The organism is Mesorhizobium sp. WSM3859 (assembly GCF_002295065.1).
In the GTDB taxonomy this organism is placed as follows: Bacteria; Pseudomonadota; Alphaproteobacteria; order Rhizobiales; family Rhizobiaceae; genus Mesorhizobium.
Window position 1 is genome coordinate 73,046 of sequence record NZ_NSGG01000018.1, and the last position, 25,282, is coordinate 98,327.

25 protein-coding genes are annotated in these 25,282 nt (G+C 63.9%); 14 read left to right on the forward strand and 11 right to left on the reverse strand.

Annotated features, from left to right (window positions below; all coding sequences use genetic code 11):
• Positions 1-109: 109 nt before the first annotated feature.
• Both CK230_RS28575 and CK230_RS28580 read left to right on the forward strand, forming a co-directional pair.
• Entirely contained in the window at positions 110-727 is a 618-nt protein-coding gene (locus CK230_RS28575) for a transglutaminase-like cysteine peptidase (RefSeq protein ID WP_095820152.1), read from the forward strand.
• Between the two features lie 313 nt (positions 728-1,040).
• The gene (locus CK230_RS28580) at positions 1,041-1,286 is read left to right on the forward strand and encodes a hypothetical protein (RefSeq protein ID WP_095820153.1); all 246 of its coding nucleotides are present in this window, start codon (positions 1,041-1,043) and stop codon (positions 1,284-1,286) included.
• Between the two features lie 235 nt (positions 1,287-1,521).
• On the opposite strand, the gene CK230_RS28585 is transcribed toward CK230_RS28580, so the two are convergent.
• From CK230_RS28585 to CK230_RS28600, 4 genes are read right to left on the reverse strand one after another with little or no spacing between them, the layout of a single operon-like run.
• Entirely contained in the window at positions 1,522-1,884 is a 363-nt protein-coding gene (locus CK230_RS28585; RefSeq protein ID WP_095820181.1) for a helix-turn-helix transcriptional regulator, read from the reverse strand.
• A gap of 40 nt (positions 1,885-1,924) precedes the next feature.
• The gene (locus CK230_RS28590; RefSeq protein ID WP_095820154.1) at positions 1,925-2,449 is read right to left on the reverse strand and encodes a Smr/MutS family protein; all 525 of its coding nucleotides are present in this window, start codon (positions 2,447-2,449) and stop codon (positions 1,925-1,927) included.
• Positions 2,446-3,552: a murein transglycosylase A gene (locus CK230_RS28595; RefSeq protein WP_095820155.1), complete on the reverse strand. Its 1,107-nt coding sequence runs from the start codon at positions 3,550-3,552 to the stop codon at positions 2,446-2,448. The genes CK230_RS28590 and CK230_RS28595 overlap by 4 nt, the downstream gene beginning before the upstream one ends.
• A gap of 22 nt (positions 3,553-3,574) precedes the next feature.
• Positions 3,575-4,282 (reverse strand): Tim44/TimA family putative adaptor protein, encoded by a 708-nt coding sequence (locus tag CK230_RS28600; protein ID WP_095820156.1) that lies wholly within the window; start codon positions 4,280-4,282, stop codon positions 3,575-3,577.
• A gap of 203 nt (positions 4,283-4,485) precedes the next feature.
• Between CK230_RS28600 and CK230_RS28605 the strand changes: the two genes are divergently transcribed.
• Both CK230_RS28605 and secB read left to right on the forward strand, forming a co-directional pair.
• The gene (locus tag CK230_RS28605; RefSeq protein ID WP_095820157.1) at positions 4,486-4,980 is read left to right on the forward strand and encodes an FxsA family protein; all 495 of its coding nucleotides are present in this window, start codon (positions 4,486-4,488) and stop codon (positions 4,978-4,980) included.
• Positions 4,981-5,098: 118 nt separating this feature from the next.
• A complete protein-coding gene (secB, locus tag CK230_RS28610; protein ID WP_042645309.1) occupies positions 5,099-5,599 on the forward strand; it encodes a protein-export chaperone SecB in 501 nt (166 codons plus the stop codon).
• Positions 5,600-5,889: 290 nt separating this feature from the next.
• On the opposite strand, the gene dnaQ is transcribed toward secB, so the two are convergent.
• The 5 genes from dnaQ to CK230_RS28640 all read right to left on the reverse strand — a co-directional run bounded on the left by dnaQ (position 5,890) and on the right by CK230_RS28640 (position 9,805).
• The gene (gene dnaQ / locus CK230_RS28615; RefSeq protein ID WP_095820158.1) at positions 5,890-6,594 is read right to left on the reverse strand and encodes a DNA polymerase III subunit epsilon; all 705 of its coding nucleotides are present in this window, start codon (positions 6,592-6,594) and stop codon (positions 5,890-5,892) included.
• A 74-nt stretch (positions 6,595-6,668) separates the two neighbouring features.
• A complete protein-coding gene (coaE, locus tag CK230_RS28620) occupies positions 6,669-7,274 on the reverse strand; it encodes a dephospho-CoA kinase (RefSeq protein ID WP_095820159.1) in 606 nt (201 codons plus the stop codon).
• Positions 7,274-8,107, reverse strand: coding sequence for a shikimate dehydrogenase (locus CK230_RS28625; RefSeq protein WP_095820160.1), 834 nt, complete (start codon positions 8,105-8,107; stop codon positions 7,274-7,276). The genes coaE and CK230_RS28625 overlap by 1 nt, the downstream gene beginning before the upstream one ends.
• Positions 8,100-8,699: a Maf-like protein gene (locus CK230_RS28630; RefSeq protein ID WP_095820161.1), complete on the reverse strand. Its 600-nt coding sequence runs from the start codon at positions 8,697-8,699 to the stop codon at positions 8,100-8,102. Before CK230_RS28630 ends, CK230_RS28625 begins: the two co-directional genes overlap by 8 nt.
• Before the next feature lie 284 nt (positions 8,700-8,983).
• Entirely contained in the window at positions 8,984-9,805 is an 822-nt protein-coding gene (locus CK230_RS28640) for a pyruvate, water dikinase regulatory protein (protein ID WP_095820162.1), read from the reverse strand.
• Between the two features lie 493 nt (positions 9,806-10,298).
• Here CK230_RS28640 and hemE point away from each other — a divergent pair, with 493 nt between their 5' ends.
• The 3 genes from hemE (at position 10,299) to rho (ending at position 13,303) form a co-directional block, all read left to right on the forward strand.
• The gene (gene hemE, locus CK230_RS28645) at positions 10,299-11,327 is read left to right on the forward strand and encodes a uroporphyrinogen decarboxylase (RefSeq protein ID WP_095820163.1); all 1,029 of its coding nucleotides are present in this window, start codon (positions 10,299-10,301) and stop codon (positions 11,325-11,327) included.
• The gene (gene hemJ / locus CK230_RS28650) at positions 11,324-11,860 is read left to right on the forward strand and encodes a protoporphyrinogen oxidase HemJ (protein ID WP_095820164.1); all 537 of its coding nucleotides are present in this window, start codon (positions 11,324-11,326) and stop codon (positions 11,858-11,860) included. The genes hemE and hemJ overlap by 4 nt, the downstream gene beginning before the upstream one ends.
• Before the next feature lie 177 nt (positions 11,861-12,037).
• Positions 12,038-13,303, forward strand: coding sequence for a transcription termination factor Rho (rho, locus tag CK230_RS28655; protein ID WP_095820165.1), 1,266 nt, complete (start codon positions 12,038-12,040; stop codon positions 13,301-13,303).
• Positions 13,304-13,416: 113 nt separating this feature from the next.
• On the opposite strand, the gene CK230_RS28660 is transcribed toward rho, so the two are convergent.
• A complete protein-coding gene (locus CK230_RS28660; protein WP_095820166.1) occupies positions 13,417-15,483 on the reverse strand; it encodes a thioredoxin domain-containing protein in 2,067 nt (688 codons plus the stop codon).
• Between the two features lie 120 nt (positions 15,484-15,603).
• Between CK230_RS28660 and mnmE the strand changes: the two genes are divergently transcribed.
• The 7 genes from mnmE to CK230_RS28700 all read left to right on the forward strand — a co-directional run bounded on the left by mnmE (position 15,604) and on the right by CK230_RS28700 (position 23,908).
• The gene (mnmE, locus tag CK230_RS28665) at positions 15,604-16,911 is read left to right on the forward strand and encodes a tRNA uridine-5-carboxymethylaminomethyl(34) synthesis GTPase MnmE (RefSeq protein WP_095820167.1); all 1,308 of its coding nucleotides are present in this window, start codon (positions 15,604-15,606) and stop codon (positions 16,909-16,911) included.
• A 465-nt stretch (positions 16,912-17,376) separates the two neighbouring features.
• Entirely contained in the window at positions 17,377-19,251 is a 1,875-nt protein-coding gene (gene mnmG / locus CK230_RS28675) for a tRNA uridine-5-carboxymethylaminomethyl(34) synthesis enzyme MnmG (protein WP_095820168.1), read from the forward strand.
• Positions 19,248-19,889, forward strand: a complete 642-nt coding sequence (gene rsmG, locus CK230_RS28680) for a 16S rRNA (guanine(527)-N(7))-methyltransferase RsmG (RefSeq protein ID WP_095820169.1) — start codon at positions 19,248-19,250, stop codon at positions 19,887-19,889. The genes mnmG and rsmG overlap by 4 nt, the downstream gene beginning before the upstream one ends.
• Positions 19,890-19,906: 17 nt before the next feature.
• A complete protein-coding gene (locus tag CK230_RS28685) occupies positions 19,907-20,704 on the forward strand; it encodes a ParA family protein (RefSeq protein ID WP_095820182.1) in 798 nt (265 codons plus the stop codon).
• A 60-nt stretch (positions 20,705-20,764) separates the two neighbouring features.
• On the forward strand, positions 20,765-21,658 hold the full coding sequence (locus tag CK230_RS28690; protein WP_095820170.1) for a ParB/RepB/Spo0J family partition protein: 894 nt from the start codon (positions 20,765-20,767) through the stop codon (positions 21,656-21,658).
• Between the two features lie 711 nt (positions 21,659-22,369).
• The gene (locus tag CK230_RS28695) at positions 22,370-22,996 is read left to right on the forward strand and encodes a DUF1326 domain-containing protein (RefSeq protein ID WP_095820171.1); all 627 of its coding nucleotides are present in this window, start codon (positions 22,370-22,372) and stop codon (positions 22,994-22,996) included.
• Between the two features lie 126 nt (positions 22,997-23,122).
• On the forward strand, positions 23,123-23,908 hold the full coding sequence (locus CK230_RS28700; RefSeq protein WP_095820172.1) for a DUF2182 domain-containing protein: 786 nt from the start codon (positions 23,123-23,125) through the stop codon (positions 23,906-23,908).
• Between the two features lie 252 nt (positions 23,909-24,160).
• On the opposite strand, the gene holA is transcribed toward CK230_RS28700, so the two are convergent.
• Complete coding sequence (gene holA / locus CK230_RS28705) at positions 24,161-25,207, reverse strand: DNA polymerase III subunit delta (RefSeq protein ID WP_095820173.1); 1,047 nt, start codon at positions 25,205-25,207, stop codon at positions 24,161-24,163.
• Between the last annotated feature and the right edge of the window lie 75 nt (positions 25,208-25,282).

Genomic DNA, 25,282 nt, shown 5'->3' on the forward strand with positions numbered 1-25,282 from the left:
TACGGGATCGTCGAGGTAACCATGCCGTCAAACTGGCCGCGGTCTCTAATTGACACGGACTGTAAATCGCCTTTAACGTTTCGTTAATAAAGAGAGGGCGGCGGGGGCAATGACTTCCTCAGCTATGACGCGGATACTGCGTTTGTGTTCAGTCGCAGGGCTGGCGATTTCGGCTCACTGGGCGGTGCCCGCCTGGGCGGCGGGCGCGATGGCCACGGGCGGCCTGACCTCGCAGCCGATCGGACATTATGATTTCTGCAAAGCGCGCCCGAACGAATGCAACATCCATCCGGCCGATCTCGAGCCGGCCAGGATGACGGACGGCCTGTGGCGCAAGCTGGTCAACGTCAGCGCCAAGGTCAACGCCGCCGTCAAGCCGTTGAGCGATCTCGATCACTACGGCAAGGATGAAGTCTGGGCCTATCCGGATGACAGCTATGGCGACTGCGAGGACTATGTGCTGGAAAAGCGCCGCCAGCTTTATCGCATGGGCATGTCGCTCGCCGATCTCCTGATCACCGTCGTGCGCAAGCCGGATGGCGAAGGCCATTCGGTGCTCACGGTGCGCACCGACAAGGGCGACTATGTGCTCGACAATCTGACCGACAAGGTCAAAGTCTGGGACGCCACCGGCTACCGCTTCCTCAAGCGCCAGGCGATCGACAACACCGGACGCTGGGTCTCGATCCGCGACGGCCAGGCAGTGCTGGTCGGTTCGGTGCAATAGGCGGAGGCCCACGCGGCTTTCATCCCCGCGCGAAGCAAGAAACACGTAGCGACGCAGCGCGGACCCTAGAATCCATTCCGTTACCTACAGGCGTCATTCGCGGTGCAGAACGACCTCTGTTCTGCACCGCTTTTACCCTTCGCGCGAGGTTACGGAATGGATCCTCGGGTCTGCGCGTCCGCTTCGCTCCCGCTCCGCCCGTGGATGGCGAAAGCGATGGGCCTCCGAAGATTTTCAGGCGACTCCATGAACCGTTTCCGTTCAGCCGGCGACACACAGCCGTGAATGGCAAACCCAACCATGGAGACCTCAAATGACTGCCTTTCTGCGCAACACCCTTCTTGCCGCCGTCGCCGTGTCGGCCCTGACCGGATCGGCCCTGGCGGACCAGACCTACAAAAGCTGCGCCGCGACCAATCTCAATGACCTGTGGAGCGGCCGCTGCTGCAGCGTCGGCTCCGAGAACTGCCTTGGCGGCGGCAATGGCGGCCGCGACCATCAAGGCCATCAGGGCAAGGGCGACCGCGGCAGCACCAACGGCGCCGCCGGCAAGTTCTGATCGGAAAATGAGGGCTGCCCGCGAATCGTACACGGGAGCCTTGGCCTCGCGCCGCCGTCATTCCATGGCGGAGCAAGCAGCGAAGTGACGCGGTGCAGAACTACCTCCGTTCTGCGCCGCCTCTACCCCTGGCGCGAGGTCACGAAATGGATCCTCGGGTCTGCGTGTCCGCTTCGCCCGTGGATGACGAAGTTCCGGCGCTTCGGCCAACCGCGGCCGTTGTCACCCGGGCAAACTATCTGCGCAGCGCGGTCCGGACCAATGCTGTGATTTTCCGCAGCTGCTCTTCATCGAGCTTTTCGATGCTTTCAGCCAAGAGATTGGCAAGCTCGGTCGCCGCCGGCGACAGGCCGGAGGTGTCGATCCTGACCCTCGGGTGCGAGCTCTCCGCAAGGCGGGCGAGGTCCTCGGCATCGTCCCAGATGATGTTGAAATAGCCGATGATCTTCTGGATCAGCGTCCAGGTCGGCGCGCCGCGACGGCCGTGCTCGAGCGCCGACAGATAGGCGGCGCTGACGCCGATGGCCTCGGCCATCGCCTTCTGGCTGACGCCGCGTTCGGCACGCAGGGCCCTGAGCTTCTCGCCGAACGGGGTCATGTCGGCCTGCCAATTGCCGAGCCCCTCATTGCCGAGCCCCTCATGGGCGCGTCCGCCGCAGCCGCACATAGAGCGCGCCCGAGCCGCCATGGTTGCGGGCCGCGTGATCGTGGCTGGAGACGAGATGGCGGAAGGCCGGCGTCGAGAGCCAGGCCGGCACGGCGCGGCGTAGGATGCCGTCGCCGCCGGAGGACGAGCCCTTGCCGGTGATGATCAGAACGTAACGAATGCCGCCGGCATGCGCCCGATGCAGGAAGGTGAGCAGCAGCGAATAGGCCTCGTCCTGCGTCATGCCGTGCAGGTCGACACGGCCTTCGATCGGCAGCCGGCCTTTCTTCAACTTGTGCAGCGTCTGGTCGTCGAGCGCGTGCGCTACATGCGGCGTCTTCGGTTTTGCCGCGACGGCCGGGATACCGTTGACCGGAGCGGCGGCCGGCGTCGGCTTGGGCTCAATGATTTCGGGAATCTCGACCGCGGTCTTGCCTTTCAAGGGCCGGGCCGAACGCGCCACCAGGTTCCACAGGATGCGGTCGTCGTCGCTGAGATGATCGTCGCGGCGGCTCACTGGGCCGCTCCTTTCACAAGCGCACGCGGAACCAACGCATAGAAATCGGCCGCGTTGCGGACCACGCCGGCGATCTCACCGGCGGCATCGCCGGAGCCTGCGAAGAGGTCGCCGCGGGCGGGCCCGGTGATGGCCGAGCCGGTGTCCTGCGCGATCATCAGCCGCCGAAACGGTTTTTGGTCGAAGGCGGTGAGCAACGGCGCGTCGATATAGAAGGGCGTGCCGAAAGTGTGCAGCAGCCGGTCGACGGCGACCGAGCGCCCCGGCGTCAGCGGCACCTTGGCGGCGGCGATCGGCCCAAGCGCGGCGTCGTCGACCGCGGCTTCGCGGAAGAAGATATAGGAGCGGTTTTGCCAGAGGATCTCGTCGACCCGGTCCGGATGCGCCTTGAACCAGGCGCGGATCGACTGCATCGTCACCTTTTCCAGCGGGATCTCGCCGAGATCGCTCAAGATCCTGCCGGGACCGGTGAAGCGCTGGCCGGACTTGGCGGCATAGGTGACGCGGGCGAGCCTGCCGTCGGTCATCTTCAGCCTAGCTGCGCCCTGCACATGGATGAAGAAGGCGTCGACCTTTTCGGCGAGCCAGGCGATTTCGAGCTTTTTGTCGGCCAGCGCGCCGCGCTCGATCGCGCCGCGGTCGAAATATTCGACTGGGCCCTCATTCGTCTGGCGGGCGAAGGCCAGATAAGGATCCATGGCGACCGGCCGGTTGCCGTCATCGATGTCGATCAGGTCGGCGGGGCGGGATAGCAGCGGCACGGTGAACCGTTCCGTCCTGACCGGCGAGGCCTCGACCTCCGGCTCGTAGAAGCCGGTCACCAGGCCGGCGCCGTCATTGTCGGGCATGACCAGAGTGGGAACGAAATGCCGTTCGAAGAAGGATCGCGCTTCCGACCGATTCGGCGCCGAAACGGCGCGCGCCTCGGCATAGGCATCGGCAAAGGCGTTGAAATCGACGCCGAGCGAACCGGTGCGATAAGGTTTTATGGGCGCGTGGAAGGCTGAGCGCCGGAACGCAGCGAAAGCCGCGGCGTGGTCATCCTCGCCCCACGCCGGAAGGTCATCGAAAGATTTTTCGCCGAATGTGGGAAAGAGCGGCACGACCGAGCCCCGCCGCCAGAAATTAATCTTCTTCTTCGGTGGCGACGAGCTTCCAGTTCGGGTCGCGCGAGCGTGTGTCGCGGGCGAAGGTCCAGACATCCTTGACCTCGGCCACCGTTTCCGGATCGCCGTCGATGACGGCGCCGGCCTTGTCGCGGGTCGCCGAGATCAGCTCGGAGACGACGCGCAGCGTGATATGTGCTTCCGAGCCCTTCATCTCCGCGGCGACGATGTCGGCCTTGTCGATGCCGACGAAGGAGGACTGGATCTTTTCCGACTTCGCCTCGCGTTCGCCGATGGCGGCGACGAAGCCGTCATAGACCTCGCGCGACAGAAGATTCTTCAGCGTTTTGCGGTCGCCGTCGGCATAGGCCATGACGATCATCTCATAGGCCATCTTGGCGCCGTCGACGAAGCTCTTGGGCTCGAAGGACGCGTCATTGTCCTTGATCGTGCGCAGGCCCTTATTCAGATCGGTGTCCGGCTTGGCGAAGGCGTCGATGTCGGCATAGGTTTCGGCGGCGCTTTCGCCCGGCGCGCGCTTGCGCGGCAGCGACACGACGTTTTCTGGCTTCTGCGCCGTATCGGCCTCGCGCGTGCGGCTCGCCGAATAGGGATCGAAGGGCGGGCGCTCGTTGCCGGTGCGACGTCCGAGCACGTTGCGCAGCTGGAAAAAGATCACAACCGCCGCAATCAAAAAGAAAATCGTGCCGAAGTCGAAGAAACCCATATTTTCCGCCAACTCGAACCCTGTTCTTGCCGGACCGGCGTAACCCCTCGGGGATCGCGGTCGCGTAGCGTTCAACACCCAAAGCATATAGAACGGCAGGCGCAATCATTCAAATCAAAGGCAGCCATACCTATCTAAGAGCGCCAAGGCCAGCGGCGATTGTCCGCGAGCGCCCCAAAAGAAGAAAGCGATCGGTCGAAACTTTGCGCATTTCGTTCATCCCGCTGTTCCTGCTCCTGCTACCGCTGCTGGAGATCGCCGGCTTCGTGGTCGTCGGCCGCGAGATCGGCGCCTTGGCGACGGTCGGGCTGGTCATCCTGTCCAGCGTCGCCGGCAGCCTGCTGCTCAGGCATCAGGGTTTCGGCGTCATGACGCGGGTGCGGGCCGAGATGGATGCCGGGCATGATCCCAGCCGGCAGCTCGCGCATGGCGCGATGATCGTGCTGGCGGCGATCCTCTTGATCATCCCGGGCTTCATCACCGATATTTTCGCCATTCTTCTGCTGCTGCCGCCGGTGCGCGACTTCGCCTGGCGCCTGCTCAAGAGCCGCATCGTCATGGCGACTAGCTTCAGCAGCGGCTTTTCGGCGCGCCGGCGCGACACTGTCATCGATCTCGACGACAGCGACTATTCGCGCGACGATTATCCGAACCGGCCGGATCACAATTCGCCCTGGCGGCGGCTGAAAAACGACTAGTCCCAGGCCCTTTGCCCGACGGGGGCGGCAAAACTTGTTTTGTCAGACCGAGCATGGTAGCGAACCCGCGATTTCAATCCGGTCAGCAATGCTGCCCAGGCAGAAGGACTAAAGGCTCATGGCCAGCAACGATGACGCGGCGACCGGCGCCGCCAACGGCAACGGCACCCAGAACCAGCCCTCGCTCAATGTGCTTGCGCAATATGTGAAGGATCTGTCCTTCGAAAGCCCCGGCGCGCCGAATTCGTTGCGCGGCCGCGACAAGGCGCCCGGCATCGCGATCAATGTCAACGTCAACGCCAATCCGCTTTCGGACAAGCAGTTCGACGTCAACCTGACCTTGAACGCCAAGGCTTCCTTCGACCAGGAAGTGCTGTTCAATGTCGAACTGGTCTATGGCGGCGTCTTCGCCATCTCGGGCTTCCCGCAGGAGCACATGCTGCCGATCCTGTTCATCGAGTGCCCGCGGCTCCTGTTCCCCTTCGCCCGCCAGATCATCTCCGATGCCACCCGCAATGGCGGCTTCCCGCCGCTGATGCTCGACCCGATCGATTTCGCGCAGATGTTCCAGCAGCGCATCGCCGAGGACCAGGCCGCGAGCAAGGTCCAGGTGAGCTGAGGCGGGTCTGCGCCACACCGTATCGAGAGCCCGGCTTCGGCCGGGCTTTTTGTTGTACACCTCTGAGCGAAGGCCTCCGTGCGGTCGTCATTCCAGGGCGGAGCAAGGAGCGAAGCGAAGCGCGCAGACCCTGGAATCGATGCCGTTACGCTAAGGCGTTGCTGCGGTTACAGAATTCTGCACCGCTGCGCCCTACGGTGGCGGTCACGGCATGGATACTCGGGTCAAGCCTGAGTATGACGACGTCACAGAGGGATTCGGCTAATCTCCGACGTCGGTGCCAAAAGCTCTCAGCCTACCGCCACCTTCAGCCAAAGCGCCTTTTCGCCAAGCGTCGAAACCAGCCCGACATGCGCCGCGCGGTCCGCTTCGCTCAGCCTCGGCGGCAGGGCGATGGGCCGCGCGCCGATCGAGACGTCGATATCGGCCACCTCGCCGGCACCGTTCATCTGCACCGCAACGGCTTCCAGCACCAGCGCCGCCTGCTTGCCGCCGATGAGCTCGATATAGACTTCGGCCAGCAGCTCGGAGTCGAGCAGCGCGCCGTGCTTGGTGCGGCGGGTGTTGTCGATGCCGTAGCGCCGGCAGAGCGCATCAAGCGAGTTCGGCCCCATCGGATGCTTGCGGCGCGCCAGCGCCAGCGTGTCGATGATGCGGCCGGGATCGATGGCCGGATGGTCGAGCCGGCTGTATTCGAGATTGAGGAAGCCGAGGTCGAAGGTGGCGTTGTGGGCGATCAGCTTGGCGCCATCGGTGAAGGCCAGCCACTCATCGACGATTTCGGCGAATACTGGCTTACCAACAAGGTCGGCGGCGCTGATGCCATGCACGGCTTGCGCCTCGGCGTGGATGGCGCGGCCCTGCGGATTGATGAATTTATGGAAGGTGCGGCCGGTCGGGAAACGGTTGACCAACTCGACGCCGCCGAGCTCGATGATGCGGTCTTCGCGCAAATCGAGGCCGGTGGTTTCCGTATCGAAGATGATCTCACGCATTCGAATCAATCCGCTCCAAAGAGCAGAATCACGAACCAGAACAAAATGGCAATGGGGACTGCTGACGGCAGACGTCAGGAGCTGGCTTTGCCGGACTTTTCCCCTGAGAGTTCAGTGATGATCGCGTCGACTGCCGCACGGGCGGCATCAAAACCTTGTCCGGTGTCGACGACGAAATCGGCCTGGCGGCGCTTCTCGGCGTCGGGCACCTGCTTGGCGAGGATCGATAAAAACTTCTCCTCGCTCATGCCAGGCCTCGCCAGCACACGCTCGTGCTGGATCTCGGGCGACGCGGTGACGACCACGACCTTGTCGACGCGGTTGCGGCCGCCGGTTTCGAACAACAACGGGATGTCGAGCACGGCGAGCGGCGCGCCGGCGGCGCGATGCTTCGCCAGAAACGCATCGGCGTCGGCCCGCACCAGCGGGTGGATGATCGCCTCGAGCTTCTTCAGCGCGGCGGGATCGCCGAGCACTTTTCCGGCGAGCTTTTCGCGGTCGACCACGCCCGCCTCAGTCGTGCCCGGGAAGGCCGCCTCGACCAAAGGCGCCGCCTTGCCGGAATAAAGGCGATGCACGGTCTCGTCGGAATCATGCACCGGCACGCCGGCCTCGGCGAACATCTTCGCCGTCGCCGATTTTCCCATGCCGATCGATCCGGTGAGGCCGAGCACGATCATCAATGGCCCTCGATGTCGGCGACAATCATGCGCCGCAATTCGGGCGTGACTTCGGGCTTCCTGCCGAACCATCGTTCGAAGCCGGGCACGGCCTGGTGCAGCAGCATGCCGAGCCCGTCGACCGTCTTCAACCCCCGCGCCCGGGCGGCGGCAAGCAAAGGCGTCTCCAGCGGCACATAGACGATGTCGGTGACGATGGCGCGGTCCGGCAAGCCGGCCGGATCGGCGGAGAGCGTCGCATCGCCATGCATGCCGAGCGCCGTGGCGTTGATCAGCAGGCCGGCATCGGCAAGCAGCTCGCCGACCGCGGCCGCAGCATGCGCCGAGACTCCGGCGCCGAAATGGCGGCTGAGTTCCTCAGCTCTCGCCAGCGTCCGATTGACGATGCGGATATCCTTGATGCCACGCTCTTTCAGCGCGTGGATGACGGCGCGGGAGGCGCCGCCGGCGCCCAGCACCACAGTCGGTCCATTGGCCGCCCAGCCCGGCGCATACTGGTCAAGATTGGCGGCAAAACCGTAGCCGTCCGTATTGCCGCCCCAGAGAACGCCATCCTCGAACCATAGCGTGTTGACAGCGCCGATTTCATCGGCCGCACGGTCGCGGCGCGCGACGCCGGCGAAGGCGGCTTCCTTGTGTGGAATGGTGACATTGCCACCGCGGTAGCCATCCTCGCCGAGAGATTTGAGGAACGCGGCGAAATCGGCCGGCGCCACATCGATCGTCTGGTAGCTGCCGTCGATGCCGTATTTCGTCAGCCAGTGGCCATGGATTTTCGGCGAGCGGGAATGGGCGATCGGATGTCCGGTGACAAAGGCTCGTTTCTCAGCCATCGATCGCTCCCAACGCGCGCAGCTCCTTCAGGATCGGCAGCAAGGGCAGGCCGACGATGGTGAAATAGTCGCCTTCGATCTTCTCGAACAGCTGGATGCCCTCGCCCTCGATCTGATAGGCGCCGACGCTGGACAGCGCCTTGGCGCCGACCCGCGCCAGATGCCGGCCGATGAAGGCGGGGTCGAGCTTGCGCATAGTGAGGCTGGCAATGCCGACATGGCGCCACAGCACTTCGCCGTCGCGGCAAAGCACGGCGGCGCTGTTCAGCTGATGTGTCTTGCCCGACAAAGCCAGCAGATGCCTCCGCGCGCTTTCCATGTCGGCCGGCTTGTGAAAGACCTCATCGCCCAGCGACAGGGTCTGGTCGCAGCCGAGCACCAGAGAGCCGGGCCTGCGCTCGCTGACCTCGGTCGCCTTGGCCTCCGCCAGGATCGAGGCGACGTCTTCCGGCGAAACGCCGCTGTCCTTCAACGGAGCCTCGAGCGCGCGCTCGTCGACATCGGCCGGCACCGCCTCGATGTCGAGGCCGGCATTGACGAGCACGGTCTTTCGGAATGGGCTGCCGGAGGCAAGGATGATCTTTTCGGGCATTTTTCACTCGGGTGCGGGCACAGGCGCGGTTTGCTTATCAGGAGCTTCACTTTAGCTGGTCGGCGCTGCCCCTCATTGTCCTGCCGGACATTTCTCCCCGTATAGTGACGGAGAGAAAGCGGCAGCTTCAACGCGGAAGCTCATGCGGCAACGCTGGCGATTGGCGAAACCAACGGCGAGAGCGCCCCTCTCCCCGTCACTATACGGGGAGAGGATGCCGGCAGGCAGGTGAGGGGCAGCGCCGACCTTCGCAAATTCGCTCGGAAAACCGAGAGTTCGGCCATTTACCGCGTCTTGCCCCGCAGGGCAACGATCGCCGCCGCCGTTTCCTCGATGGAGCGGCGGCTGACGTCGATCATGGGCCAGCCATGCCTTGTGCAGAGCTGGCGCGCATAGGCGAGCTCCTCGTTGATCGCGGCGCGATCGACATAGTCGGTCGGCACGAAGGCGGCGCTGTTGCCGAGAATGCGGTTTTGCCGGACATGCGAGATGCGCTCGGCCGTGGCGATCAGGCCGACGACCAATGGCTTCTTGGCCTCGACCAGGCTCTCAGGCAACGGCACGCCGAGCACGATCGGGATGTTGGCGGTCTTGATGCCGCGGTTGGCGAGATAGATCGAGGTCGGCGTCTTCGAGGTGCGCGAAATGCCGATCAGCACGATATCGGCATCATCCATATTCGCCGGCAGCTGACCGTCATCATGCTCCATGGTGAAGTTCAACGCATCGATGCGGCGGAAATATTCGGCGTCGAGCACATGCTGGGCGCCGACGCGGCGGCCGGCCGGCGTGCCGAGATAGGACTGGAAGACGGCGAGCACCGGCTCCAGCACCGAGACGCAAGGCAGGCCCATGGTAGCGCAGCGCTCGTCGATCGAGCGCGCCAGCTTCTCGTCGACGACCGTGTAGAGGATGATGCCGGGCTCTTCCTCAATATCCTCGAACACCTTGGCGACCTGCTTCTCGGTCCGGATCAGCGGATAGATATGTTCGATGGCGCGCGCGTCCTTGTATTGCGCGGACGCCGCGCGGCCGGCCGCCAGCAGCGTTTCGCCGGTGGCGTCGGAAATCAGGTGCAGGTGGAAGAAGCTCTGAGGTTTGTTCACAGGGGATGGGTCCAGGCTGTGGGCAATTGTGGACAAGGCTGGATGGGCGGGCCTCGGATAAGGAAGCGACTGTATCAGATGGCCGCTTGTCCACAATTCGACCTGCTGTAGGCTTTGCCGTGGCGCTGGGGACAAAACTGGGGATCAACTTTTCTGGGCCGGTTTCGTCCACAGCCCGGATTTCGGAGCGGACCGGCCAAGCTTTTGACTCGAAAGCCTGAATCGTCCTTGTCCCCAGATCCCTCCAATTTGCGAAAGCGAGTGCGCGACAATATGCTGACTGGCCTTTTAGGGCCGCAGGCTGGACAGGTCGCAACCATCACAACCAACAGACTCTTAGAATCAGAAGACTCTTTTAAAATAGATATTTGATTTAAGTGGGCGCGCATGACCCCGAACCGGAGGTTCGGAAAGGATCATGCGCTAAATGAAAGCGCTACAGCGTCCTTTGCGCGTCTAAGGACGCGCGGCGCTGTAGAGAGGGCAGCGCTGGATGGCTGGGAAACGGATCGTGCTCGACGTCCTCAAGGGCCAGACGGTTTCACCGCCGCCGCTCTGGATGATGCGTCAGGCTGGCCGCTATCTTCCGGAGTATAGACAGACAAGGAAGCGCGCCGGATCCTTTCTCGATCTCTGCTATGATCCGGACCTCGCCGTCGAGGTGACGCTGCAGCCGATCGAACGCTTCGGCTTCGACGCCTCGATCCTGTTCTCCGACATTCTCGTCGTGCCCAATGCCCTTGGGCGGGATGTGCGCTTTGAGGAGGGTCGCGGGCCGGTCCTGAAGCCGATCACGGCGGCCGGGATTGCGGCGCTGAACGGCGAGATGTTTCACGTGAATCTCGAACCGGTCTACGAGACCGTGCGCCGGCTGCGCGCGAAGCTGCCTGACGAGATCACGCTGCTCGGCTTCTGCGGTGCGCCCTGGACGGTGGCGACCTATATGATTGCCGGGCATGGGACGCCCGACCAGGGCCCTGCGCGGCTTTTCGCCTATCGAGAGCCCGGGGCCTTCGCGCGACTTCTCAAAATTCTGGCAGACCATTCGGCTGCCTATCTCATCCGCCAGATCGAAGCCGGCGCCGATGCGGTGCAGATTTTCGATTCCTGGTCGGGCGTTCTGGATGAACCCTCTTTCGAGGCTTTCTGCGTCGAGCCGGTGGCCGAGATCGTTGGCCAAGTGAAGGCGGCGCACCCCGACGTGCCGGTGATCGGGTTTCCGAAGGGTGCCGGCGAGCGCTATCGCGACTACAGGAAGAAGACCGGTATCGCCGGGCTCGGCCTGGACTGGACCGTGCCTTTGTCTATGGCGAAGGAGTTGCAGCGCGAAGGCGCGGTGCAAGGCAATCTCGATCCGCTGCGCCTGGTCGCCGGCGGCAAGGCGCTGGCCGATGGCGTCGAGTCCATCCTGAAGATGCTGGGCGGCGGGCCGCTGATCTTCAATCTTGGCCATGGCATCACGCCAGAGACGCCGGTGGCGCATGTCGAAGCGATGGTGAAAATGGTGAGGAACCATCGATGAGCAATGCAGGCTACGAGAACAGCACTGGCCAAGCGATGAAGCGCATGGCCATCGGTATTGCCGTTCTCGTGGTCGCGACCGCCCTTCTCTATTTGGTGGCCGGCGACGGCTTCTATCTTTGGGCCAAGGCCATCCATGTGATCGCGGTGATCGCCTGGATGGCTGGCATGCTCTATCTGCCGCGGCTTTTCGTCTATCACGTCGATGCCGAGAAGGGCTCCGTGCAGTCCGAGACTTTCAAGGTGATGGAGCGCCGGCTGCTCAGGGGGATCATCAATCCGGCGATGATCGTGACCTGGGTGTTCGGCCTTTGGCTGGCCTGGAAAGGCTTCGGCTTCCAGGGCGGCTGGCTGCACACCAAGATCGCGCTGGTGCTCGTTTTGTCGGGTCTGCATGGCTATCTCGCCGGCGCGGTCAGGAAATTCGCCGAGGACAAGAACGAAAAACCGGCGAAGCACTGGCGGATCGTCAACGAGATCCCCACATTGCTGATGATCGTCATCGTCATCCTGGTCATCGTGAAGCCGTTCTAGGACTTCCAGAGATCGGCCGGGGTCCGCAAAAGGCGGCTTGCTCTTTCAGGCGACCGACGATAAAAGACGGGTCTTCCTTCCCGTCATGCGCCGCCCCTTTCACTCGCTTTCGGCCGCGCCCGGCATTTGTCGTATTCAGCCGATTTTTCTCCCCAAAGCCTACCCAGAGTCTATCTAATGCAAGAAATGAAACTCGCAGAGTTCAAGAACAAGAAGCCGCCAGAGCTGATCGCTTATGCCGAATCGCTCGAGGTGGAGAACGCCAGCGTCATGCGCAAGCAGGAGCTGATGTTCGCGATCCTGAAGAAGCTCGCCGCCCAGGACATCGAGATCATCGGCGACGGCGTCGTCGAGGTGCTGCAGGACGGTTTCGGCTTCCTGCGCTCCGCCAACGCCAACTACCTGCCAGGTCCCGACGACATCTATATCTCGCCGTCGCAGATCAGGCGCTTTTCGCTCAAGACCGGCGATACGGTCGAAGGGCCGATCCGCAGCCCGAAAGAGGGCGAGCGCTATTTCGCCCTGCTCAAGGTCAACACCATCAATTTCGACGATCCCGAGAAGATCCGTCATAAGATCCACTTCGACAATCTGACGCCGCTTTATCCGACCAAGCGGCTGAAGATGGAGGTCGACAATCCGACCTCGAAGGACATCTCGCCGCGCGTCATCGACCTGGTGGCGCCGATCGGCAAGGGCCAGCGTGCACTGATCAACGCGCAGCCGCGCACCGGCAAGACGGTGCTGATGCAGAACATCGCCCACTCGATCACCGCCAACCATCCGGAATGCTATCTGATCGTGCTTCTGATCGACGAGCGCCCGGAGGAAGTGACCGACATGCAGCGCTCGGTGAAGGGCGAGGTGATCTCGTCCACCTTCGACGAGCCGGCGGCGCGTCATGTGCAGGTCGCCGAAATGGTCATCGAGAAGGCCAAGCGCCTGGTCGAGCATGGCCGCGACGTGGTCATCCTGCTCGATTCGATCACCCGTCTCGGCCGCGCCTACAACACCGTCGTGCCGTCATCCGGCAAGGTGCTGACCGGCGGTGTCGACGCCAACGCGCTGCAGCGCCCGAAGCGCTTCTTCGGCGCCGCCCGCAACATTGAGGAGGGCGGCTCGCTGACCATCATCGCCACGGCGCTGATCGACACCGGCAGCCGCATGGACGAAGTCATCTTCGAAGAGTTCAAGGGCACCGGCAACTGCGAAATCCAGCTCGACCGCAAGGTGGCCGACAAGCGCATCTACCCGGCGATGGACATCCTCAAGTCCGGCACCCGCAAGGAAGACCTGCTCGTTCCGCGCGCGGACCTGCAGAAGATCTTCGTGCTGCGCCGCATCCTGGCGCCGATGGGCACGACCGACGCGATCGAGTTCCTTATCGACAAGCTCAAGCAGACCAAGACCAACGTCGACTTCTTCGATTCGATGAATACGTGATTGGGTAAGGTTCCCCTTCTCCCCTTGTGGGAGAAGGTGGATCGGCGCGCAGCGCCGAGACGGATGAGGGGTGTTCCAGCGGAGTGAGACGCTGGCTTTCCCTGGAGCACCCCTCATCCGTCGCCTTTGGCGACACCTTCTCCCACAGGGGGAGAAGGGAAAGCGCGTCGCCGCAACAGCTTCTCCAACTCGCCCGCATCCGTCACCATCGGCAGGCATACCTGCCCGCTGCAGAACCAGGCGCCTGGCTTGTCCGTCGGCGGCAGAACGCCGCCCGGCAGGAGGGGTCGATTCGCCTCCGTACCGATCGGCGCGAGGATGTCGACCCGGCGCGGATCAGGATTCCGATTCGCGACCGGAACGAGGCTTGAAGACACCGGCTTATCTATGATGACGAGCTTCAGCGGTTCGAGCGCCAGGGCGCAGGCGTTGACGATGCCGGCTTGGCCATAGGCCTGCTGCACGGCGCGGCCCATGGCATGCTCGGCGGTCGCCCAGGCCTTTTCCCAGAGTTCGAGGCCGCCGGTGAGCGAGGACAACCGCACCAGCGCCTCGACGATCTGGCTGGTGGCCGAAGGGATCGCCTCATCGACATCGCCGCGGATGCGGATCGGGACGTCGCCGCTGTCCGACGCCGTCAGCCAGTAGCCGGTCTTGTCGCTGTCCAGGTGCCAGCGGTCGAGCTCGCCGATGAACTGCCTGGCGTGATCGGAATATTCCGGATTGCCGGTCGCTTCGAACAAAGCAATCGCGGCATTGGCCATGGCGGCGTAATCGCTGGACAGTGCCGGGAAGAGCTTTTTCGTGCCGAGCATGGAATGCGGCAGCCGGCCGTCCTGGCTGGCCTCGACGATATGGGAGAAAGCCTTGGCTGCTGCCTCGATCCAGTCGGGGCGCCCAAGCGAGCGGCCGGCTTCCGCGAGTGCCGTGATCATCAGGCCGTTCCAGTCGGTGAGCGCCTTGCCGTCGCGGCCTGGCCTGACGCGTTGTTCGCGGACAGCCAGCAGCTTCGCTTTCAAGGGGGCAAGGTTGGTGTAGTCGGCGACGCCCTGAGCTTGCTGCGCGTCGCTCTGGCGGATGATCGGCTTGCCTTCCCAGCCATGCGGCGCGGCCAGCTCGAAATATCGGAAGAAAGTCGGGGCGTCGTCGCCTAGCGCGACCTCGATCTCGTCGCGGTTCCAGGTGTAGAAAAGCCCCTCCTCGCCCTCGCTGTCGGCGTCGAGACTGGCGGCGAACGCGCCGCCATCAACCCGCATCTCGCGCAGCAGCCACGCGACGGTCTCTTCGATTCGTACCCGGAACAAGCCGTTTCCGCTGGCGGCATAGGCCCAATTGCACAGGCGGATGAGCTCGGCGTTGTCGTAGAGCATCTTTTCGAAATGCGGCACCAGCCATTCGGCGTCGGTGGAATAGCGGCTGAGGCCACCGCCGACATGGTCGTAAATGCCGCCGGCGAGCATTTTTTCGAGACTCACCAACACGGCGTCGCGATGCGCGGTCTGGCCGTCGCGCAGCCAGGAGAGCCAGAGCGTGTGCATGAAGGGGGCGTTGGGGAATTTTGGAGCTCCCTTCAAGCCGCCGAGACTGCGGTCGATCATGCCATCGATGCGGCCAGCGAGATCGGCGAGCGTATCGCGGTCGAGCACCGCTCTGCCTTTCACGCCGGCAAGCCGCTGTTCCACATGAGCGGTCAGCCCGTCGGCGCTTTCCGCGAGGCTCTGCTGTTTTTCGCGCCAGGCCTTGTCGACCGCCTCCAGTACCTGGATGAGGCCCGGCCGCCCGTAACGTGCCTCGCGCGGAAAATAGGTGCCACCCCAGAACGGCTTGCCCTCGGGCGTCAGAAACATGGTCAGCGGCCAGCCGCCCTGCTCGCCCATGGCGTGGAGCGCGGCCATATAGATCTGGTCGATGTCCGGCCGCTCCTCGCGATCGACCTTGATATTCACGTAGAGCCGGTTCATGACGGCCGCGACGGCGTCGTTCTCGAAGCTTTCATGCGCCATGACATGGCACCAGTGGCAGGCGGCGTAGCCGATGGAGAGCAGGATCGGCCGCCCGAGCTCCTTGGCTTCGGCAAGGGCAGCCGGCGACCAGCCGCGCCAATGGACAGGATTGTCGCTGTGCTGCCGCAGATAGGGGCTGGCCTCTTCGGCAAGCAGGTTTCGCGCGGGCAAGGTCACGATGGGCGGCTCGGCGTGGTTTGAGGCAGAGGTCAGAGCGTGATGCCGAAAGGTGAAGCGGCCGACACGCTCTACCTTTTAATCTAGGCGGTTCGGCAGGTCCGGCAAATGGTTTCGCCAATGGCTTCGAAGGATTCGATCGTAGCGCTGTCCAGCGGCCGCCTGCCCGCCGGCATCGCCGTTATCCGCATTTCTGGCCCTCGGACTCGATTCGTGGTCGAAACGATCGCCGGGCCAATTAAGGATCGGTTTACCAATTTGCGGACGCTCAGGGCGGCGGATGGCTCGACGATCGACCATGGGCTCGTGCTGTTCTTCCCTGGCCCCGGCAGTTTCACCGGCGAGGATGTCGCCGAGTTCCAGGTCCATGGCAGCCGCGCCGTCGCTGCCAAGATGCTGGAGACGATCACCGGCTTCGAGGGCGTCAGGCACGCTGAGCCCGGGGAGTTCACCAGGCGCGCCTTTCTCAATGGCAGGCTCGATCTGGTCGAGACCGAGGCGCTGGCCGATCTGGTCAATGCCGAGACCGAGGCGCAGCGCCGCTTTGCCCTGCGCAACGCCGAAGGCGCGCAGAGCCAGCTTTATTCTGAATGGCGCCGCCGCCTGATCCACGCCCGAGCGATGATCGAGGCGGAGATCGACTTCGCGGACGAAGAGGATGTGCCTGGCTCTGTTTCGGAGGCGGTTTGGTCGGACGTGACAGTAATGATCGGCGAGATCGAAAGGCACATCCAAGGGTTCAAGGCCGCGGAGATCATCCGCGACGGTTTCGAAGTGGTGATCATCGGCGCACCGAATGCCGGGAAGTCAAGCCTGTTCAACGCGCTGGCACAGCGCGAGGCTGCGATCGTCACCGACGAACCGGGCACCACCCGCGATCTGCTCGAGGTCGTCATGGACCTCAACGGGCTGAAGGTGCGGCTTGTCGATACCGCCGGGCTACGCGACGCGGCGGGCAAGGTGGAATCGATTGGCATCGAAAGGGCGCGGGCCAAAGCTGACGCCGCGGATCTTGTTCTGCTGTTGGAGGATATGGCCGATCCGGCGCCTGTCGGGGGCGTCCCGGGTGGGGCTCCGCTGCTGAGGATCGGCACGAAGTCGGACATCGCCGACGCGGACGACGGCGCCTACGACCTGGTGATTTCTTCCAGGGACGGCAGAGGACTGGCGCGCCTTCTCGACGAGATCGGCAGCCGGGCCGCTGCCGCGGTTGGCGAGGCGGGTGACGTCCTGCCATCCAGAATGCGCCACGTCGAGCTGCTGCGAGAGGCAATGGATTTTCTGCGGGCGGCGCTGTCAGGGCACAGCCAGGAGCTGCGCGCCGAGGAATTGCGGCTGGCGGCCGAGCGCCTCGGGCGCATCATCGGCGCCGTCGACGTCGAAGATTTGCTCGACGTCATCTTTTCGCAGTTCTGCATTGGTAAGTGATTCACGTGAAACACCGGGCGACCAACTGTCCGGCAGTGACTCACGTGAAACACTATGCGATCGGGCCGATCGATGTTTCACGTGAAACGAGTCCGATAGGGGCTTCCGAGTGTCGTATTCACGAGAAGCCTTTTCAGGCGCTGGCGCTGCCCCTCACCTGCCTGCCGGCATCCTCTCCCCGTATAGTGACGGGGAGGGGCGCTTTCATCGCCGGTTTCGCTAATCGCCAGCGTCGCAGGAGAGGCGCCGTCGTTGCGGCCAGCCCCTTCTCCCCGTCACTATACGGGGAGAAGTGCCCGGCAGGGCGATGAGGGGCAGCGCCGTCCTCGACCTTTAGCGTCCTCGGAAATCGGGGCTTTGACTTGGCGTGAGCGATTCGCGCTGGCGAGTCCGGTCTTCGTCCTTGACAGCGCGGGGTGGCGGGGACATGTGTCAATCCATCTCTGAAAGCGGATTCTTGGAAAAATGACCGATCACTATGATGTGGTGGTGGTGGGCGGCGGCCATGCCGGATGCGAGGCGGCGAGTGCTGCCGCGCGCGCTGGCGCCAGGACCGCGCTGGTGACGCTGCGTTTCGACACGATCGGCGTCATGTCCTGCAATCCGGCGATCGGCGGTCTCGGCAAGGGTCATCTCGTGCGTGAGATCGACGCCATGGACGGGCTGATGGGCCGCATTGCCGACGCCGCCGGCATCCAGTTCCGCCTGCTCAATCGCCGCAAGGGCCCGGCGGTGCGCGGTCCCCGCACCCAGGCCGACCGCAAGCTTTATCGGCTCGCCATGCAGGAAGCGATTCGGCAGCAGAACAATCTCGATGTCGTTGAAGGCGAAGTTCTCGACCTCGAAATCCGGGACGGCCGCGTGGCGGCGGTGCTGGTTTCAGGTGACCGGCGGGTTGCCTGCGGCGCCGTCGTGCTGACAACCGGCACATTTCTGCGCGGTCTGATCCATATCGGCGAGAAGAAGATCGTCGCCGGCCGCATGAACGAGCAGGCCAGCCACGGGCTGTCGACCACCATGGCGCGCGCGGGTTTCAAGCTCGGGCGCCTCAAGACCGGAACGCCCCCTCGCCTCGATGGCCGCACTATTGCCTGGGCGTCGCTGGAAAGCCAGGCCGCGGACGAGGATCCGGTGCCGTTCTCGCTGATGACAAACGCAATCGCCAATCCGCAGATCCATTGCGGCATCACGCGCACCATGCCGGCGACGCATGATTTGATCCGCGCCAATCTCGGCCGTTCGGCCATGTATTCCGGCTCGATCGAAGGCGTCGGCCCGCGCTACTGCCCATCGATCGAGGACAAGATCGTCAAGTTCGGCGACCGCGAGGGCCACCAGATTTTTCTGGAGCCGGAAGGTCTCGATGATGACACCGTCTATCCGAACGGCATCTCGACCTCGCTGCCGGAGGACGTTCAGCTCGAGATCCTGAAAACCATTCCCGGGCTGGAAAAGGCGACGATGCTGCAGCCGGGTTACGCGATCGAATATGATCATGTCGACCCGCGCGAGCTTAAGACGACGCTGGAGACAAAGCGTGTCGCCGGCCTGTTCCTTGCCGGGCAGATCAACGGCACAACCGGTTATGAAGAGGCCGGAGCGCAAGGTCTGCTCGCCGGCATCAACGCGGCGCGCAAGGCGGCCGGCGATGACGAAGTCGTGCTCAGCCGAACCGAAGCCTATATCGGCGTGATGGTCGATGACCTCACCAGCCGCGGCGTCGCCGAGCCCTATCGCATGTTCACCTCGCGCGCCGAATTCAGGCTTTCGCTGCGCGCCGACAACGCCGACGAGCGGTTGACGCCGCTGGCCGGGAAGCTTGGTATCGCCTCTTCGGAGCGGCTGAGGCGTTTCGGCGGGATGGTCCAGAAGCTCGACGAGGCTCGCATCCTGGCAAAGTCGGTGGCCTGGACGCCGAACGAGGCGGCGCGACACGGGCTGGAGATCAACAAGGACGGCGTGCGCCGTTCGGCCTATGAATTGCTGGCGCATCCTGGTGTCGACATGGCCTGGCTTACCCGTGTCGAGCCGCGTTTTGCCGAGCTTGACGCCAAGACCGCCGAGCGGCTTAAAACGGAAGCGAAATATTCGGTTTACCTCGACCGCCAGCAGGCGGATGTCGCGCAGGTCAGGCATGAGGAATCACGGCTCATCCCGGAGGGAATCGACTTCGCGGATGTACCGGGCCTCTCGAATGAGTTGAAGCAGAAGATGAAGACGCGGCAGCCGCGCTCGATCGCCGACGCGCAGCGCATGGAAGGCATGACGCCGGCGGCGCTGGCAATCATCGTCGCGCATGTCCGCAATGCCGAGCTTGCCGCGCGAAGGTCCGTGGCGTGAGCGCAAATGGCTGGGCGGACCTGCAGAAAGCAGCGGGTCCGGTTTCACGTGAAACATTCGAGCAGCTGCAGGCCTTCGAACAGCTGTTCCTGAAATGGAACCGCAGCATCAATCTGGCGGCGCCATCGACGCTGGACGACGTCTGGCGGCGCCATATCCTGGACAGCGCCCAGCTCGCGCGAATCGCGCCCGCCGCGACACGCTGGGTCGATCTCGGCTCAGGGGGCGGGTTTCCCGGATTGGTGCTCGGCTTCCTGCTTAAGGAGCGTCCCGGCGCCTCGATCGACCTGGTCGAAAGCAACCGCAAGAAGGCGTCGTTCCTGCAGTCTGTCGTGGGCCAGTTCGATTTGCCGGCGCGGGTCCTGGCGAAGCGCATCGACGACAGCTATGCGCTTGTTTCTAAACCGGAAATCGTCACGGCACGGGCGCTGGCGGCGCTCCCCGACCTGCTCGATCTGGCTGCGCCCTGGCTGACCAAAGGGGCGCGCGCGCTTTTCCACAAAGGCCGGGATTACCGGGCCGAAGTGGAAGAAAGCACTCACCGCTGGGCCTTCGATCTGGTAGAACATTCGAGCATGACCGACCCCCATGGCGTCATCCTCGAAATCAGCGACTTGCGCCCGGCGAAACAGCAATGAATTACTGGCATAGGCCCATGAGCACAGCACCGCGTATCATCACTGTCGCCAACCAGAAAGGCGGCGTCGGCAAGACGACGACGGCCATCAATCTGGCGACGGCCCTGGCCGCGATCGGCGAGCGCGTGCTGATCGTCGATCTCGATCCGCAGGGCAATGCCAGCACCGGGCTCGGCATCGATCGCAAAGACCGGACCACGTCATCCTACGATGTGCTGACCGGCGAGCTCGAGCTGGAGGCGGCTGCGGTGCCGACGGCCGTGCCGGGCTTGTCGATTATTCCCTCCACGCTCGACCTGCTTGGCATCGAGATGGAGATCGCCTCGGCGCCGGATCGGGTGCTCAAGCTGCGCAACGCGCTGCGCGCCGCGGCGGAGCGTTCGGCGCCGTTCGGCTATGTGCTGATCGACTGCCCGCCCTCGCTCAATCTTTTGACTTTGAATTCAATGGCGGCAGCCGATTCCGTTCTTGTGCCGCTGCAATGCGAGTTCTTCGCGCTCGAAGGTCTCAGCCAGTTGCTGGAGACGGTCGAGCAGGTGCGCGGCACGATCAATCCGGATCTCACCATCCAGGGCATCGTGCTCACCATGTATGACGGGCGCAACAACCTCGCCAACCAGGTGGTGCAGGATGTGCGCACGCATATGGGCGACAAGGTCTATGAGACGATCATCCCGCGCAATGTGCGGGTCTCCGAGGCGCCGTCCTACGGCAAGCCGGCGATCCTCTACGACCTGAAATGCTTGGGCAGCCAAGCCTATCTGCAGCTCGCCTCCGAGGTGATCCGCCGCGAGCGCAAGCTGCGCGCCGCCTGAGCCGCGCCTGGCAGGCGTGGTTAATCAGCCGATTCGATTCCGAAACGATCTGGACTTATAATGAGCGAAGACCAATCAAGAAAAAGACTGGGCCGTGGCCTCGCGGCGCTGATCGGCGAAATCGACCGTCCGGCGACGCCGGAAAAGCCAAACGCGGCGGTTGCGGCCGACGGCAAGGTGCCGATCGAATTCGTCACCCCCAACCCGAAGAATCCGCGCCGGCATTTCGGCGACGCCGAGCTCACCGACCTTGCCCAGTCGATCCGCGAGCATGGCGTGGTGCAGCCGGTGGTGGCGCGCCCCTCGCCGTCGCAGCCCGGCCGTTACGAGATCATCGCCGGCGAGCGGCGCTGGCGGGCGGCGCAGCGCGCCGGCCTGACCGAGATCCCGCTGATCGTGCGCGACGTCAACGACCGCACCGCGCTGGAACTGGCGATCATCGAGAACGTGCAGCGCGCCGACCTCAATCCGGTCGAGGAGGCGCAAGGCTACCAGCAGCTGATAGACGAGCATGGCTACACCCAGGCCGATCTCGGACAGGTGATCGGCAAGAGCCGCAGCCATGTCGCCAACACGCTGAGGCTGCTAAAGCTGCCCCCGGTCATCCATTCGATGCTGGTCGACGGCGACTTGTCGGCCGGCCATGCCCGCACGCTGGTCACCGCCGAGGACCCGGCCGGGCTTGCCAAGCGCATCGTCAAGGAAGGGCTTTCCGTGCGCCAGGCCGAAGCGCTGGCGCAGATGCCCGCCGGCCCGACGCCGGCCAAGACCAAGTCCGCGCCGAGTTCGGCGGAGAAGGACCCCGACACGCTGGCGCTCGAGAAGCTGATGACCGACACAATCGGCATGATCGTGAGCATCGACCACAAGGGCAAGGGCGGCACGCTGCGCGTCGATTACCGCTCGCTGGAGCAGCTCGACGAGTTGTGCCGACGGCTGAAGGACGAGCGGTAGGCGGCTGCGGCGCCACGGTATTTGCCGTGATTTGAGATTTTGCCTTAAGGCTGGATACGACTGATATATCGGTGATAGACAATAGTGGGCTGGCGATGCGCCGGCCCTTTTTTGTTGACGGCGGTGGCTGGCGCAGGCCCGCGGAGACGGCTAATTTCCCCCACGTTCATCTAACGCACATATTTTGTGAGTGGCGTGACTGATCGGGCCTCGGCTTGATTGCCACGTGGTTCCCCCAATCCGTCGCTGCTTCGCAGCGCCACCTTTCCCCCCTCCGGAGGGAAAGGAAAGGAGCGTCGCTAGACGAGCCGTTGAGGGCAAAAAAAGGCTTGGCACCTTTCCTCTACCCCGTCGATCGGGGGAGAGGTGTCTCGGCGAAGCCGAGACGGAGTGGGGGGCGACGAGCGCTATGTTGGACGATGCATGCGCCAAGCTGCCATGCACGCTACCAAAGACCAGCGCTTGGAAATGTTTGCATGCCGAAGCCAAAAAGGGGAGATCAGCCGGTATCTCGGCTGGCGAATTCAACCCGGAGCCCGCCGCTTGACAGTCGGGGGCAACGGCGTACCCTCTTTTAGCTTGATCTTAAATTATGCCCTGGCGTGCCGGTCAGTCGCGATGAGGGCCATCTGCTGTTCCTAGCGTTCGCGGAACGGCACCGCCTCGTCAAAGCGATATGCCCGACGCGCCTGACGCCAACGGGAGGAGCAAATGGCGGTCAGTTGGCAGTTGTCCGGAAGCTACTTCGAAAATTGCAGCTGCGATGTCGTATGTCCCTGTCTGATATCCACCAACGCGCAGCTGACATCGAAGCCGACCAAAGGCGTTTGCGACGTCGGTCTGGTCTTTCACATCGACAAGGGCAATTACGGTGACGTTCGACTGGATGGGCTCAACGTCGCGATGGTCGCGCACACACCAGGCCCGATGGCGGAAGGCAATTGGACGGCTGCCGCCTATATCGACGAACGGGCCGATGACCGGCAAACGGAGGCGCTGGGCGCGATCTTCACCGGCGGCGCGGGCGGTCCGATGGCGGTGTTGGCGCCGATGATCGGCACGAATCTCGGCGCCAGGAAGGTTCCGATAGACTATCGGATAGACGGCAAGAAACGGTCGGCGGCGATTGCGGGCGTGGCGCAGCTGGCGGTCGAACCGCTGCCGACCATGCGCGAGGACGGCGAGATGTGGGCGGCCACCGGCCATCCGGTCAATCCCGACTGGCTCGGTCTGGCGATGGGGGCCTCAGGCAGCACCTTCAGCGACCATGGCATGAGCTGGGACAATTCCCGCCGCAACGGGCATTACGCGCCGATCAACTGGTCCGGCCAGCACTAGAGCGTTTCACCGTTTCACGGAAACGGCGATCCGCTCTATCCCTTTGTTTTTACGCAATTCCGGACGGAGAACCGCTCACACTTTTCCTGGAATTGCTCTAGCGCCTGGCAGCAGAACGGCCCGCTCATGCCGCTGACCCTGCAGCGAAACATCATTCTCACGCTGCTGATTGCCGCGGCCGCGGCGGCGTGGTGGGCGCTGCTTGCCTGGCAGCAGACCGGCATGGACGTCGACATGCGCATGGACTCCCCCACCATGGGCATGACGGCCACGCTGTTTCTTGCCGTCTGGCTGATCATGATGATCGCCATGATGTTTCCGGCGGTCGCGCCCATGATCCTGACGTTTCACCAGGTGCAGAGCGGCAAACGGAGCCGCGGCCAGGCCTTTGTCTCGACCTGGCTGTTCGTAGCCGGCTACATGCTTGTCTGGACGGCAACGGGCGTTCTCGCTTTCGCCGGCGCGGCGGGCGCGGAGATGCTTGCCGCGCAGGTGGGATTGTCCGCAGCGACGGCCGCGCGCATCGGCGGCGCGCTGCTGATGATGGCGGGCGCCTATCAGCTCTCCCCGTTGAAAGACCTGTGTCTGGCCAAATGCCGCTCGCCGATCGGGTTTATCCTGACGTCATGGCGCGATGGGCGATGGGGCGCTGTGCGCATGGGCGTGCGGCATGGGCTCTTTTGCCTGGGCTGCTGCTGGCTGTTGTTCCTCACGCTTTTTCCGCTCGGGATCATGAACGTCGCCGCTATGGCCGTCGTCACCTTGCTGGTCTTTGCGGAGAAGACATTCCCGTATGGAGAGAGGATCGCGAAGGTGTCGGGCGTCGCCCTACTTGTTTACGGCGCAGCGGTGCTGGTCTTTCCGCAGGCGCTGCCGACCTTCCAGCCGATGGACGCGATGATGATGAACTGAGCGGCAGAACAAGTGCGACGGCGCGCCACCGCCTTTAAAGCGCATCACGATCTCCTTCTTTCCGGTGCAGACGATTGGCGAAAGCGCCGGAGCAGCCGATCTCCCCCCTCGAGGGGGAGATGGCCGGCAGGCCAGAGGGGGTCGTCTCACATAGAGCGCCAACGTCCGCTTTCGCCACGGAAGGCGTCGGCGCTCGACGCGCAGCGACCCCCTCTGTCGCCTTCGGCGACATCTCCCCCCCGAGGGGGGAGATTAGCCGCGCTGCCCTAGCCTCGCGCTTTCAATCGCGATCCCCAGCAGCGCCTGCCTCGCCAGCGCTTCCGACAGGTCCGGCCGCTTGCGGGTCTGCAGCACTGCCGTCTGCAGCCGTCCCAACGCGCGGCCGAGCGCATCGACGTTCCAGCGCTCCAGCGTCTTTTCCACTAGCTTGCGGCGCGAGAAGAAGACCGGCGGACGGGCGCCGGCAACGACCGAGGCGGCGTTGCGACCGCCGCTCTCCATCTGGCCGCGCATCGCCTGGATCGCCTGCAATTGCCGCATCGCCGAGGACAGCACCAGGAACGGATGGCCGCCGGACTGGCAATGGCGGGTGAAGGCGATGTCGAAATCGCCGACCTTGCCGTCCAGCATGGCGTCGACGGCGGCGTCGAAGGAGGCGCCGGAGACGTCGCCCGACAGCGCGTTGATGTCCTCGATGCCGATCTCCTTGCGGCCGTGCGCATAGAGCACGAGCTTTTCGATCTCGCCGCGCGAGGCGAGCCGGTCGCCGCCCAGATTGCGGCGCAGCGCCTGGCGGGCGTCCAGGCTCATCGACATGCCGGCCTTGCGCAATTCGTCGTCGATCACCGAATCCAGGTCGCGGGCCTCGTCGGCATAGCAGGGCAGAGCGATGGCGTTGCCGGCGGCCTCGACGATGGCCCGCAAACCGGTGCCCTTCTTCAGGTCGCCGGCCTCGATGAGAATGATGGCGTCGCGCGCGGGCTCGGCTGTCAGCGCCTTGATGTCGTCGGCCAGCGCCTTCTGACCGCTGGCATTGCGCACCCAAAGCAGCCGCCGGTCGGAAAACATCGGCACCGTGCGCGCCTCGTCGAGCAGCCGGCCTTCATCCCGGTCAACCTCCGCGCCGTCGAGCTTGACCACGGAGAAGGGGTCGTCGAGCGGCAGGCCAGTTTTCACGGCGAAGGCTTTTGCACGCTCGGCGACAAGGCCGCGGTCGGGGCCGTAAAGCAGGACGACTCCCATGGAGGGGTCCGGCCTCGCCAGCCACGAATCGACCTCGTATCCTTTCTTCTGTGCCATGGCGGATGGGTTAGCATGAGGCGGGGCGGGGGAACCAGCGCCATCTCCTTCTCCCCTTGTGGGAGAAGGTGGCCG

Coding starts and splice junctions, on each gene's coding strand:
- CK230_RS28575 (WP_095820152.1), top strand. CDS start 110: ATGACTTCCTCAGCTATGACGCGGATACTGCGTTTGTGTTCAGTCGCA.
- CK230_RS28580 (WP_095820153.1), top strand. CDS start 1,041: ATGACTGCCTTTCTGCGCAACACCCTTCTTGCCGCCGTCGCCGTGTCG.
- CK230_RS28585 (WP_095820181.1), bottom strand. CDS start 1,884: ATGACCCCGTTCGGCGAGAAGCTCAGGGCCCTGCGTGCCGAACGCGGC.
- CK230_RS28600 (WP_095820156.1), bottom strand. CDS start 4,282: ATGGGTTTCTTCGACTTCGGCACGATTTTCTTTTTGATTGCGGCGGTT.
- secB (WP_042645309.1), top strand. CDS start 5,099: ATGGCCAGCAACGATGACGCGGCGACCGGCGCCGCCAACGGCAACGGC.
- dnaQ (WP_095820158.1), bottom strand. CDS start 6,594: ATGCGTGAGATCATCTTCGATACGGAAACCACCGGCCTCGATTTGCGC.
- coaE (WP_095820159.1), bottom strand. CDS start 7,274: ATGATCGTGCTCGGCCTCACCGGATCGATCGGCATGGGAAAATCGGCG.
- CK230_RS28625 (WP_095820160.1), bottom strand. CDS start 8,107: ATGGCTGAGAAACGAGCCTTTGTCACCGGACATCCGATCGCCCATTCC.
- CK230_RS28630 (WP_095820161.1), bottom strand. CDS start 8,699: ATGCCCGAAAAGATCATCCTTGCCTCCGGCAGCCCATTCCGAAAGACC.
- hemE (WP_095820163.1), top strand. CDS start 10,299: ATGGCTGGGAAACGGATCGTGCTCGACGTCCTCAAGGGCCAGACGGTT.
- hemJ (WP_095820164.1), top strand. CDS start 11,324: ATGAGCAATGCAGGCTACGAGAACAGCACTGGCCAAGCGATGAAGCGC.
- rho (WP_095820165.1), top strand. CDS start 12,038: ATGCAAGAAATGAAACTCGCAGAGTTCAAGAACAAGAAGCCGCCAGAG.
- mnmE (WP_095820167.1), top strand. CDS start 15,604: ATGGCTTCGAAGGATTCGATCGTAGCGCTGTCCAGCGGCCGCCTGCCC.
- mnmG (WP_095820168.1), top strand. CDS start 17,377: ATGACCGATCACTATGATGTGGTGGTGGTGGGCGGCGGCCATGCCGGA.
- CK230_RS28685 (WP_095820182.1), top strand. CDS start 19,907: ATGAGCACAGCACCGCGTATCATCACTGTCGCCAACCAGAAAGGCGGC.
- CK230_RS28690 (WP_095820170.1), top strand. CDS start 20,765: ATGAGCGAAGACCAATCAAGAAAAAGACTGGGCCGTGGCCTCGCGGCG.
- CK230_RS28695 (WP_095820171.1), top strand. CDS start 22,370: ATGGCGGTCAGTTGGCAGTTGTCCGGAAGCTACTTCGAAAATTGCAGC.
- CK230_RS28700 (WP_095820172.1), top strand. CDS start 23,123: ATGCCGCTGACCCTGCAGCGAAACATCATTCTCACGCTGCTGATTGCC.
- holA (WP_095820173.1), bottom strand. CDS start 25,207: ATGGCACAGAAGAAAGGATACGAGGTCGATTCGTGGCTGGCGAGGCCG.